Here is an 11,916-nt window from a genome sequence, read left to right as displayed (position 1 = left end):
ATATTGATGAACAGGCCTCTTCTATCTTGTATGAAAAAAGCTTTTACTTTCTGATTTCTTCCAGGGCCTCCTTACAGGCCCCGATGAGAATATTAATATCCGTATTATACGTCACACTGTCAAATCCCTCCGCCAGACGGCTCTTTGCCGCCTCCACAGTGGGTGCATAGATCATGACGAACTTGCCGTTCTTTTCACACACTTCCCGGATGTGGGCAATTGCCCCGGCTATCTCCGGATCGTCAAACTGTCCTGGTTTTCCCAGCGCGATAGACAGGTCATAAGGCCCGACAAAGATACCGTCGATTCCTTCCAGGGAAACGATTTCTTCCAGACTATCAAAACACTCTTTTGTTTCACACTGGGGAATAATCATAACCTCGTCATTTTTATCCATCATGTAGGACTCCATACCCCGGTCGAATATTCCGTTAAAACCGAAGTCCGAACACCGGGTAGGACAGAAGCCCCTCTGTCCCACAGGTTTATATTTTCCGTATTCCACCAGTTTTCTGGCTTCCTCCGCCGTTTTCACAAACGGTATAATAATCCCCTGTGCGCCGATATCAAATGCTTTCAGCACCGCAGGCCTGCTGATTTCTCTGATCCGTACGAAGGGTGTAAGCCCCCGGATTTCAGCAGAACGCACACAGGAAAGCGCCGCTTCCACATCATAAGGACCGTGCTCCGTATCTACAATAAAATAATCAAAGCCCGCCACTCCAATCGCTTCCGCTCCGATCGCGCTTCCCAGATTCAGAAAAGTTCCAACCGTCTTTCTGCCCGCTTTCCACTGTTCTCTGACCAGGTTCTTTCGAAGGCCCATCGTGTTATTCCTCCATAATCTTTAATTCTGCAATCTTGTCATCCAGACGTTTGACCTGCTCATCCGTCAGGGTATATTTCGTGGCATCACAGTTCTGATCCGCTTGTTTTACATTTCTGACACCGCAGAGCACCGTATCCATAAACTCCTTTTTCAGGTTCCAGTTTATTGCAATATGGGCTAACGGCATACCGGTTTCTCCGGATATTTCATCCATCACCTTCAGAAGCTCCATTACCTTGGAAAAATCCGGCTCATAGAAGAATTTATAGAATCTGCCTCTTGCATCCGCTGAGGTATAGCCAGGGTTGGTCCTGTACTTTCCGGTCAGAATTCCAGCCCCAAGCGTGCCGTAGCTCATGGTTCCCACTCCGTGCTCATGGCACCATTTCAGCTGTGCTTCCGCCTTGCGGTCCACCATGGAATATCCATACTGGGCCACCTCCAGCACACCTTCTTTATAAAATGCTTCCAACTGTTCAATATTAAAATTGGAAACACCGGTATGGAGGATTTTGCCGGCTTTTTTCAACTCCTTCAATGCATCCGCGGTTTCTTCCGCCGGTGTATTGGGATCTGGCCAGTGAATCATGTAGATATCAATATAATCGGTGTCCAGTCTCTCCAGGGATTCATCACACTGTTTCAGCACTCTGGCTCTGGAACTGTCCTTGATGGAACCGGCGGCTGCTTTGTCCCTGCTGGGCCAGTACACGCCGCATTTGGTCTGCAGGATTACCTTATCCCGTTTATCATGAATAAATTTGCCCACGTTGATCTCCGACTGTCCAAATCCATAGGTCGGCGCCGTATCGAAGAAATTCACTCCATTTTCCAGCATGGCATTCATCGCGTCAAAATATGAATCTGCACTGGTATCCCCCCAGTCCTGACCGCCGCTCTGCCATGTTCCCATCGTAATCTCGGAAACCGACAGTCCTGTGCTGCCCAATTTCTGATATCTCATGCTCTCGTCCTCCTTCATCTGTCATACACTTGTGTCCGCAGGCGAAAATGGTTAAAAGCTGCCCATTTAGCACAATGTCCGCAGTTTTCCTCCGCTCTACTCTTGTATTATAGCGCTATCTTTTTTTCTTGTAAAGCGCCTCTTATTCATGCCAGAGACTGCCATTTAAGGCTTGCATCTCCCACAGGGAGAATAGCCGTCCTTTATCAGCTCTTCCCTCGTTCCGCGGAACTCTTTTCTATTTTCCCGGTTCATATCTTTCACACTGGAACAGCTTGGGCTGTGAAATTTCTTCGTATTTGCGTTAAGGATATAATCTCCCTCAGAGCTCTCATCCTCCTTATCCACGATAATCGTACCGGGCTTTCCGCTTGTACTTGGCTCGGTACTCCACCGAATCCCGGCGCCGTCGCTGTAAGCAATGACCGTGCCCTGCTCGTCGGTCCGAAAGACAGCGGCCCCTGCCTGAGCAAGCCGTTCCAGAGCCAATGCCCCCGGATGTCCATAGGAATTGCCTCTACCGCAGGATATCACTGCATACTTTGGCTGCACTGCTTTTAACAACCGGTCGGAGGAAGACGTGGAACTGCCGTGATGGGCCACTTTCAGTACGTCGGATTGAATTTCCTCTCCAGTCTCCAGCATGTCCAGCTCCATCCTGGCGGTGCCGTCGCCATATAAAAGGAAGGAAGTGTCCCCGCACCACAGGCGGATTCCTACCGACCAGTCGTTCCAGTCATCCCCGTAGTCCGGGTCATCCGGGGAGACGACAGTAAACTGGGCTTCCCCCAGCTCATAGGACTCTCCCGCCGCGGCAAACTCCAGCATATCCTCTGAATCCACAGCTTCCAGGACCGGTGCAAATTCGGTTTCCCAGCCAGAGATCCGGGGCAGGATCACCGTTTCCGTCTCAAACGCCCGAAGAACTTCCGGGGCCGCTCCGTCGTGATCCTCATGAGGATGGGTTAAAAGCAGATAATCCAGCTTCTCCGCTCCTGCATCGCGCATATAATCAATCAGTTCCTCCGCTGTTTCCGGCTCGCCGCCGTCCACCAGCATATAATGCCCATCGGATTCAAAAAGAGTGGCATCCGCCTGTCCCACATCAATAAACCAGGCGGTGAGGCGGGTGTCCTCATAGGGCTTCCCTGAATCATTATTCTCTCGTACCGGCGCGCATCCGGCTGACCCAAATACCAGCCACAGACAAAGCAGCCAGAACAGCGGCCGAAGGAGCCTTCTTTTTCTGTTATTCATAATCATTTACCTATGTAATGAAATGCCGCAGCCATAAAGCATGACTGCGGCCTCTTTTTCCTACTGAATTATTCCTGTGGTTTATCTATATCTTCACTGTAATCCGTAACTTCACCTGTTCCCATATCAATCTGAGATGACGGCGGATTTTCCGGTTTATACTCATTTTGCATCAGCGGGTCCAGTCCGGTATAATTAGTTCCCCCAGCCGGATTCATCCCCGGATAGGAGGACGTTCCCTGTTCGGCCAGCGCTGTTCTTCTCTTCTTTTGTTTCTGTACGATAATAACCACGGCTGCGATAATAACACATGTCACAACAACAGCTAAAATCGTAGGCAGAAGAGCTTTAAATACCTGGCTGAACGGTTTCTTCAAAATCTCGTTAAAGTGAATCGAATCCACCGCTGCCTTCTGTGCCTGCAAATCCTCCTCCGAAAGCTCTCCATTATAGGAGTGAAGGGTGACATTGATTGCCTTTCCATTAATAATGGTATAATACTGTCTGGAATAGACTTTGCTGCCCTGGGCTTCCTGATAGAAATCCATCACCATGAATTTTGCCTGTTCCTGCTGATAGATACTGTGATCGGTGTAATGGATACCGCTTTGCAGAACTGTATCCTCGGTATACATTTCATTTGCAATCTTATCCAGTTCCTTATCAGAAAAGGAATTGAAATCAAAGATGGACTCGCTGCCGTCATATTCCACTTTGGTGACTACCAGCTCTGACAAATAATCCGAACGGATGCTGTTCAGATATATATTATTTTGTTCATAGTAAGGAACCAGTTCCTCGGCATTGAAAATCTCCCCATCGAAATTGGGGTTCTCCGAATTCCGATCCAGGTTCACCCAGCCCTCCGGCATGGTAATCTGCATATTCAGCTCATCCAGCGTGTAGGTCTCTGCTGCAGCAGATACCGTGCTTCCTATCAGAAGCGTGCACAACAGGCATAACGTAATCCATTTCAACTTTTTCACAAAATATCCTCCCATTTCCTAGTTTATGACTATTCCTATGGTAACACTTCCCGGTTTTGGTGTAAACCTCCAAAAAGTTAAGAAGTATTTAAGATCGGTCATCAGGGACAGATTACATCAAAATTGTGAATTATGACCAAAAAATAATACATGAAAATTTGTTGATTATTTCTTCTTACGAAAACGATTTCCCTGATTTATAATAATACATGTAAAAATCAGGCAGTAACTTGAATGTGAAGGCCACACATTCAGGTTATTTTTTTTGCTAAATGTAGAAATGAGTGCTGAAAGAAAATAATAAAAAAGGAGAAATGCGACTGCCCTGCTTTCAGTCTTTCCAATTACATTAATACGGTTCGTGAAGCGTGCCGGTGGTTGTTTGGGCAGTTTTGCGGGAAAAATCCCGCAAAATGCATGAGTATAAAAAAGTAATACAAGTCAATATCTGGCGGTTACGCCGATCGGGAAGCTAATGCTGAAATTTTCTGTTCCCTGTATTTTATCCCTGCTCGTCTCATCCCTTTACAATATAGTCGATCAAATATTTATTGGAAGAGGGGTCGGTTACCTTGGAAATGGAGCAACCAATGTAGTATTCCCAATCACTGTTATCGCGCTGGCGATAGTACTGATGATAGGGGATGGCTGTGCCTCCCTGCTCAGCATCTGCCAGGGACAAAAAGACGGTGAAAGTGCACAGAAAGGTGTGGGAAACGCAATATCCCTTCTAATTATATGCAGCATTATTCTTACCATTTTGCTTGCTTTATGCCGGGATAGCATTTTATCATTATTTGGTGCAACGGAAAATAATGTTGTTTACGCACGGGATTATTTTAACGTGATTCTGATTGGTATCCCGTTCTTTCTATTTGCAAATGCCATGAACTCCATTATCCGGGCGGACGGCAGTCCAAGATATGCAATGGTCAGCACTCTGATCGGCTGTATTATGAATCTGATTTTAGATCCCATAGCTATCTTTGTTCTTCACTGGGGTGTAACTGGTGCTGCTCTTGCTACAATTGCAGGACAGATTGTATCGGCTATTTTGGCCGTCTGCTATCTGTTTCATACCCAAAACGTTCAAGCTGAACAAACGCAGTTTTATAATCAAGAGAGGCTATTTAAATAAAATTCTGCCGCTGGGGATCAGCAGTTTTCTGACACAACTCTCCATTGTCGTAATCATGGGTGTTATGAACAGCACTCTTGTAAAATACGGTGCCCAGTCAGAATATGGCGCAGATATACCAATGACTGTTATGGGAATCGTAATGAAGGTATTTCAAATTGTGATAGCTATCGTCGTGGGAATCGCAGCAGGATGTCAGCCGATCGTGGGATATAACTACGGGGCAGGACATTTTGACAGAGTGAAGAAACTATATAAGATTATGATAAGCGCGGAAGTGGCCGTAGGGTTTATTGCTACCTTGCTGTTTGAACTCTTTCCGGTACAGATTATCAGTCTGTTCGGCAACGAAGACGGATTATATAATCAGTTTGCCGCTCTGTCCTTCCGGATCTTTTTGTCTACCCTGATCTTATGCTGTATTCAAAAGGCGACCAGTATCTTCCTGCAGTCTCTGGGAAAGCCTATGATGTCCATGTCCCTTTCTCTGCTTCGTGACTTTATCTTAAGCGTACCACTTGTCCTTTTACTGACACAGGTATTCGGTGTAACCGGTCCTCTTTATTCCGGTCCGATCGCAGATATCATATCTTTTCTTGCCGCCGTCATCATGATGTTAGGTGTATTTAAGCAGTTATCTTTACCGAGAAAGCAGAAAACAGATAACCCACTGGGCTGTAATGAAAACTAAAGTAGGAGATATCCAACGGAGGAAATATCTTTTAATAAATTTCGGATAAATCAGAGATTTCTCAAGAATTGTCATTTAAAATAAGTATAAACATGAAAGGGGGAGAATCCAATGGTCACATCTATTTCCAAAATCAGGTACAGTCAATCAATCTACCCATAATCTAAGGAGAATAATACATGAAAAAATACAGGAAAATAACAGCATTAATTCTGGCAATTACTCTAATCGCCATACCATCAATTTTTTCTAAAGCATCAGAAATTTCCACACCGCAGCCGCAGATGAATGAACAAGCATCCTTATGGTATGATTCAAATACAGATCAATATACTGCACCTTATGATAAGGATTCCTCTGAATGGAATAATGCTGCTACTGCATTGGAAAGAAAATCATTATTCCAAATTCCCGATTCTGTTTTAAGTAATATTTCAACTTCAAATTTGCTTGACTTAATTCTTACATACCCCTATCTTATTGAAATTATTTACTATAATTCTTATACTGATGGTATCAATGCACTTCGAGAAAATTATAGTGGTGTTTCTGAACTCTTTGTTCGGTCAGATGCCCCTTCAGTAGTCCTAGATCGTTATGTTGTCGAGCCATTAGACGAAAATTTAGATTCCCTTCTTTGTAATATTTTTTTTGAAACTTTCTTGTCACATGAGATGATAATTAATTCTTTTACTAAAGAAGATATGCAGATTTTAAATCAGGAAACTAATCTTAAATATATTCAAAAGCAAAATTTAGACTATTATTCCTCCTTTGAATCGGTTTTTTATCAGGGGTTAGAAAAGACATTTGATACAAATCTTAAGGCTCCTAAATCTTCACGTACTATTTCCGATGTGACTTTAAAAACAAAAAAGGGTGAAACTGTTTACGCAAAGTATTATTCTTCTTATGAAGAAATGGATCATGATACAGTAAATGCTGTAAACACAGAATCTGAGAATGCCTTTCCCACTGCGACCCTATATCGTGATGCGTCTAACTTGTACAACTGTCATTTTTTCACTTGGTTTAGAGATTATGGATTAGTGTATCAATATTGGGTAATCGATCCCAGTCCATTTTTAAAAAAAGATGCCGTTTATTTTGGAACTGCACCGTCTAAAATTGGTCAAAATGCAATCTATTGGACATCCGGTGGAGCAGCGGATCATTCAGCATATGTATACAGTTATACTTCAAGTACAAATTACAAATTAATTTCAAAATGGGGCAATGGGCCTGTTATGATCCATTCTCGCTATAGTTGTCCCTATAGTTCCTCTTATATTAAATTTTATAATGTTGTAAACTAGTTATTAACCAAAGAGTTGGAAGGAGGGATTTCATGAATTCTAAAACAAAGAAATGGCTTCTTATCACTTTAATCCTGTGTCTTTTCTTGGCTGCTGCAATCTGGGGTATCTCGGTATTGATATCCAACCGGCTCAATTCACCGGAACACTACATCGATAAAGATGGCCGCTATACCGGTTTTGACGATCTTCCCTCCTCAATTCTTGCCTTTACCGACATTCCCGGTGATGACAGCGTATATATCACCAGCAAGGATGGGATTAAGGAAAATGTGCATATATGGAACCGATTTATTTCCCGGACAGAGCAAAAAAGGAAATGCAAGATACGTCTCTACATCCGTTCCAGCGGCGATACCCTTTACGATTTATATTACACCGGAAGTGTTTTCAAGCTTTTTAAACTTGGGCATGATGAGCAGGTAGGTCAGGATTTCCTGTATCTGGTTTCGGTTGAGGATAAGGTCAGAGACACCTCCTATATCGCACTGGCTATGGAACCAGAGTTAACCGTCCAGGATTTTCAGTCCATATTATATAGTAACGATAAGGAAAAATCTCAAAGTATGTACATTCTGAAATGGGGATTTTACGAATAAGAATGGAAACTGCCAGGGCAATCCGCCTTCCAGAGCGGCCGGTATGTTGGTGACGCACGCAGTATATCAGAAAGGCGGTTAACTATGCCATATTTCACCTGCCAGCATCATCGCATTTATTATATAATCAGAGGTAATTTAAATCGTGCTCCGCTTCTCTTTTTTCATGGGAATACAGCTTCCCTGAACATGTTTGAACCGCTGCTCCCTCTATATGAAAATTCTTTTTGCATGATTCTCATTGACTTCCTGAGAAATGGACAGTCGGAAAGTTCACAGGAAGAGCCGTTCAGGCCCTGGTATGAGGAAGCCCTGCAGGCTGCCGCTCTCATCAGACATCTGGACCTGCAGAACGTAAATCTGGTTGGTGTCAGCGCAGGCGCATGGGCAGCTGTAAATACGGCAATGCTCTTACCCGAACGTATAGGCAAAGTGGTGGCCGACAGCTTCGGCGGCCTGTCTCTGCTCCGCGGGTCATTAAGCGAGATGCAGGCTCCCATTCTCCTGCTTGGGAGCAGAGAAGACGAGCTTCTGCAAAAAGATCTGGAACAAGAATATGTACAGATGGCAAAGGAATTTCCTCATGCCGATCTGCATCTGTTTAACACAGGGTCTCATCCGTCTCTTCTCTCGAATGCAGAGGCAGCATCCAAAATCATCCGTCACTTTCTTTTGCTGCCCGGATGATTCTGCAGAATTATCCAATTATAATTATATCAGCCAGCAAGAAAAAAAGAGCGGCAGTCTGATTTCTGCCGCTCATAAACGAGGGGAACGGGGAGTTAACGTGGGCTTGCCCGCTTCGTTTTAGTTTTCCATGTCCCAGTCCTGCATGTAATCCTGCTTCTTGCTTTTTATTGACAGGACGACTGCACCGACAAAGATAATGAGAGCGGTCCACAACAGTGTCTTTTTCATAGACAGGCCTCCTTTCCATCTATTAGTGTTTCCTGATTCTATAAATGAAAACGGATAAGCCTGTCTGAAATCTTCAAATAAATTATTTTTGAACTTTCCTATGTAATAAAAAAAGGAGCCTGCCGCTGAAATATACTGCGGCCGCTCCCCTTGGCATATCATTATTATTCTTATCAGTCGTTCTGCTCATCCCAGTTGTGATAAACCTGCTGCACGTCGTCATCCTCATCCAGCAGATCCAGAATCCGGTTCATGGACTTTAAATCCTGTTCGCTGCTAAGCTCCACCCAGGTCTGAGGTATCATTGTCACTTCCGCACTGGCCATAGCAATATTCTCTGCCTCCAGCGCTTCCCTGACCTGACTGAAATCATCCGGGTCCGTGGTAATCTCAAAGCTGTCCTCTTCTTCCGCAAAATCCTCTGCTCCGGCATCCAGCGCCATCAGCATCAGTTCATCTGCCTCCAGCTCACATTCTTCTTTGTCGATGATAATCTGTCCCTTTTTATCAAACATAAAGGAAACACATCCCTGAGCTCCTACATTGCCGCCGCCTTTGGTAAATGCGTTCCTCACATTGGAGGCGGTGCGGTTCTTATTGTCGGTCAGTGCGTCAACGATAATCGCAACACCGTTGGGGCCATAACCTTCATAGGAAACATATTCGTAATTGACAGAGTTGGCATCTCCCGCCGCTTTTTTAATACCTCTGTCGATGGTATCGTTGGGCATATTGTTAGCTTTAGCCTTCGCTATGGCATCCCGCAACCTGCTGTTATTATCCGGATCGGGACCGCCCTCTTTCACCGCAACTGCGATTTCACGGCCGATTACCGTAAAAACTTTCCCCTTGGCGGCATCGTTTTTTTCTTTTTTATGCTTAATATTCGCAAACTTTGAATGTCCTGACATAACATTTCTCCCTTTCTTATTAAAGCTCCGGCTCACAATTTTATCACGAAACCGCTCCAAATACAAGACTAATTTCCATTTAGCAGGCGGTTCAGACGTTTCATAATATCCACAGTCTCTTCCTTGGTTCGAATCGCGCACATGACTGTGTCGTCCCCGGCGATGCAGCCCACCATACCATTTAAATCCAGATGGTCCAGCGCGGCGGCGATAGCCATTGCCATACCGGAAATTGTCTTGATCACCAGAATATTGCCCGCGTAATCCATGGAAACAAAGCCGTCTCTGAGAACCCGGACGAATTTTTCATAGATGCCTTCTTCCTGATTCTTCAAAACAACATACTTCTGCCTTCCGCCGTCCACAGATACTTTTGTCAGCTTCAGCTCCCGGATATCTCTTGAAATGGTGGCCTGGGTTACATTGTACCCCGCCGCGGTAAGCAAATCCGCCAGTTCTTCCTGGGTCTCTATATCAAACTTATTGACCAGTTCCACAATTTTCGATTGTCTGCCAATTTTCATTTTATACCGTGCCTTTCCCATTTTGCATCTTTCTCAAAATGTTAACAGTGCCAAACCCTCTGTCTCAAAATGCTGTTATTTGTTCAGCTTATTCCGCAATATATCAAAAAAACTCATATCCGTCAATTTAATCAGCTTTGTGCTGCCCTGCGCCTGGACAATCTCCACCTTGTCGCCCACCCGAAGGTCGCCCCCGAACCGTCCGTCAAAGGAAGCGATCGCCTCCTCCAGTATTCCCTCTTTTCTCTGGCATATCTCCAGAGTGATACACTCTCCCGAGGATACCACCAGGCTGCGCTTGTTCAGAGAATGGGGGCAGATCGGCGTAATCGTAAAGACCGTTGTCTCCGGAACCGTAACCGGGCCGCCCGCAGACAGGTTATAGCCGGTAGAACCGGTTGGGGTACACACTATGACCCCATCTCCCACAAAGGAATCAATCAGGCCGCCATTGATATAAACCTTAACTTTGATCATGCTGGTGTGGCCTGCTTTTGAAATCACCACATCGTTGAGCGCATAATCTTCCTTTCCGGTTTTTTCCCCGCACACCGTGTGTCCGGCCAGCATCATCCGGTTCTCCACCGTGAATTTATCCTCCGTGAGACGGCGCAGCGCTTTCTCTATGTTGTGTTCTTCCACCTCATTCAAAAAGCCCAGGGTACCCAGATTGATTCCCACCAGGGGGATATCCCGATGGATCAGGTCCACCGCCGCCTGAATCAGCGTTCCGTCCCCGCCGATCACCAGCACACATTCCGTACCTTCCGGAATCTGGGATACGTCCGTATATCTGCCGTCTGAATGGAGTACATCCTCCATAATCCGGCAGCTCTTTCCCCTGTTAACAAGATACGTCTGTATGTAATTGGCAAGCTCCGAACTCTTTTTCTTTTCTGCATTGGCTATCACGCAGAATTTCTCCATCTCTTACTCCATTCCTTTCTGGGCTGTATCTCCTGGTCCTACAGGCTCTGATGGGAATCCCTCACCAGAGCAGACACCATTTCCTCCTGCTGTCCGCGCTCCTGCTCTCCGGAAAAAGGCACATTTTCCAGGAACAGCAGATATTCGATATTCCCCTCCGGTCCCCGGATCGGAGAATAGGTCAGTCCCCGGATTGTAAATCCATGTTCTACAGCATAATCCATGACCCGGATGATCACCTCCCGGTGAACGCTCTCATCCCGGACCACTCCTTTTTTTCCGACTTTTTCCCGCCCGGCTTCAAACTGAGGCTTAATCAGACAGACCATCTGCGCCCCCGGACTCATCAGCGCCTGCACCGGCGCCAGCACCTTGGTCAGAGAAATGAAAGAAACATCCACCGACACAAATTCCACCGGCTCTTCAATCTGGTCCGGCGTCAGATAGCGCACGTTGGTTTTCTCCATGGAAACCACCCGCTCATCCTGCCGCAGCTTCCAGGCCAGCTGATTGGTACCCACATCCACAGCATATACCTTTACCGCTCCATTTTGCAGCATACAGTCGGTAAAACCGCCGGTGGAGGAACCCACGTCCATGCATATCTTCCCTGCAAGCTCAATCGGGAATTGCTCCATCGCCTTTTCCAGCTTCAGACCGCCCCGGCTCACATATTTTAAAACAGTACCTTTAATCGTAATCTCCGCGTTTTCATCAAACGTACTTCCGGCCTTGTCCTCCCGCTGGCCCTTCACCAGAACGTTTCCGGACATAATTATCGCCTTGGCTTTCTCCCGTGACTCGGCAAGTCCCCGCTTCACCAGCAGTACATCCAGCCGTTCCTTCATATGAATCC

11 protein-coding genes and 1 pseudogene are annotated in these 11,916 nt (G+C 45.7%); 4 read left to right on the top strand and 8 right to left on the bottom strand.

Annotated features, from left to right (window positions below; genetic code table 11):
• Positions 1-43: 43 nt before the first annotated feature.
• From ABCW47_RS03425 to ABCW47_RS03410, 4 genes are all read right to left on the bottom strand, one after another.
• Complete coding sequence (locus ABCW47_RS03425) at positions 44-826, bottom strand: HpcH/HpaI aldolase family protein (RefSeq protein ID WP_343208463.1); 783 nt, start codon at positions 824-826, stop codon at positions 44-46.
• 4 nt (positions 827-830) lie between these two features.
• Complete coding sequence (locus ABCW47_RS03420) at positions 831-1,793, bottom strand: aldo/keto reductase (RefSeq protein ID WP_343208462.1); 963 nt, start codon at positions 1,791-1,793, stop codon at positions 831-833.
• Positions 1,794-1,958: 165 nt separating this feature from the next.
• Entirely contained in the window at positions 1,959-3,050 is a 1,092-nt protein-coding gene (locus ABCW47_RS03415) for a ComEC/Rec2 family competence protein (RefSeq protein WP_343208461.1), read from the bottom strand.
• Between the two features lie 68 nt (positions 3,051-3,118).
• Complete coding sequence (locus ABCW47_RS03410; RefSeq protein WP_343208460.1) at positions 3,119-4,036, bottom strand: hypothetical protein; 918 nt, start codon at positions 4,034-4,036, stop codon at positions 3,119-3,121.
• Between the two features lie 475 nt (positions 4,037-4,511).
• On the opposite strand from ABCW47_RS03410, the pseudogene ABCW47_RS03405 reads away from it, so the two are divergent.
• From ABCW47_RS03405 to ABCW47_RS03390, 4 genes and pseudogenes are all read left to right on the top strand, one after another.
• Positions 4,512-5,865 (top strand): annotated as a pseudogene (locus ABCW47_RS03405) (MATE family efflux transporter).
• A 179-nt stretch (positions 5,866-6,044) separates the two neighbouring features.
• The gene (locus tag ABCW47_RS03400; RefSeq protein WP_343208459.1) at positions 6,045-7,181 is read left to right on the top strand and encodes a hypothetical protein; all 1,137 of its coding nucleotides are present in this window, start codon (positions 6,045-6,047) and stop codon (positions 7,179-7,181) included.
• A 32-nt stretch (positions 7,182-7,213) separates the two neighbouring features.
• The gene (locus tag ABCW47_RS03395) at positions 7,214-7,780 is read left to right on the top strand and encodes a hypothetical protein (protein WP_343208458.1); all 567 of its coding nucleotides are present in this window, start codon (positions 7,214-7,216) and stop codon (positions 7,778-7,780) included.
• An 84-nt stretch (positions 7,781-7,864) separates the two neighbouring features.
• Positions 7,865-8,467 carry an alpha/beta fold hydrolase gene (locus tag ABCW47_RS03390; protein ID WP_343208457.1) on the top strand — a complete coding sequence of 201 codons (603 nt, stop codon included), beginning with the start codon at positions 7,865-7,867 and terminating at the stop codon, positions 8,465-8,467.
• Positions 8,468-8,871: 404 nt separating this feature from the next.
• On the opposite strand, the gene ABCW47_RS03385 is transcribed toward ABCW47_RS03390, so the two are convergent.
• From ABCW47_RS03385 to ABCW47_RS03370, 4 genes are all read right to left on the bottom strand, one after another.
• On the bottom strand, positions 8,872-9,609 hold the full coding sequence (locus ABCW47_RS03385) for a YebC/PmpR family DNA-binding transcriptional regulator (RefSeq protein WP_343208456.1): 738 nt from the start codon (positions 9,607-9,609) through the stop codon (positions 8,872-8,874).
• Between the two features lie 68 nt (positions 9,610-9,677).
• Complete coding sequence (argR, locus tag ABCW47_RS03380; RefSeq protein WP_343209581.1) at positions 9,678-10,133, bottom strand: arginine repressor; 456 nt, start codon at positions 10,131-10,133, stop codon at positions 9,678-9,680.
• A gap of 75 nt (positions 10,134-10,208) precedes the next feature.
• On the bottom strand, positions 10,209-11,060 hold the full coding sequence (locus ABCW47_RS03375) for an NAD(+)/NADH kinase (protein WP_343208455.1): 852 nt from the start codon (positions 11,058-11,060) through the stop codon (positions 10,209-10,211).
• Between the two features lie 38 nt (positions 11,061-11,098).
• On the bottom strand, positions 11,099-11,908 hold the full coding sequence (locus tag ABCW47_RS03370) for a TlyA family RNA methyltransferase (protein WP_343208454.1): 810 nt from the start codon (positions 11,906-11,908) through the stop codon (positions 11,099-11,101).
• Positions 11,909-11,916 lie beyond the last annotated feature (8 nt).

The sequence above is a fragment of the Anaerolentibacter hominis genome (assembly GCF_032380675.1).
In the GTDB taxonomy this organism is placed as follows: domain Bacteria; phylum Bacillota; class Clostridia; order Lachnospirales; family Lachnospiraceae; genus Anaerolentibacter; species Anaerolentibacter hominis.
This window is presented reverse-complemented; position numbering and strand designations above follow the sequence as displayed.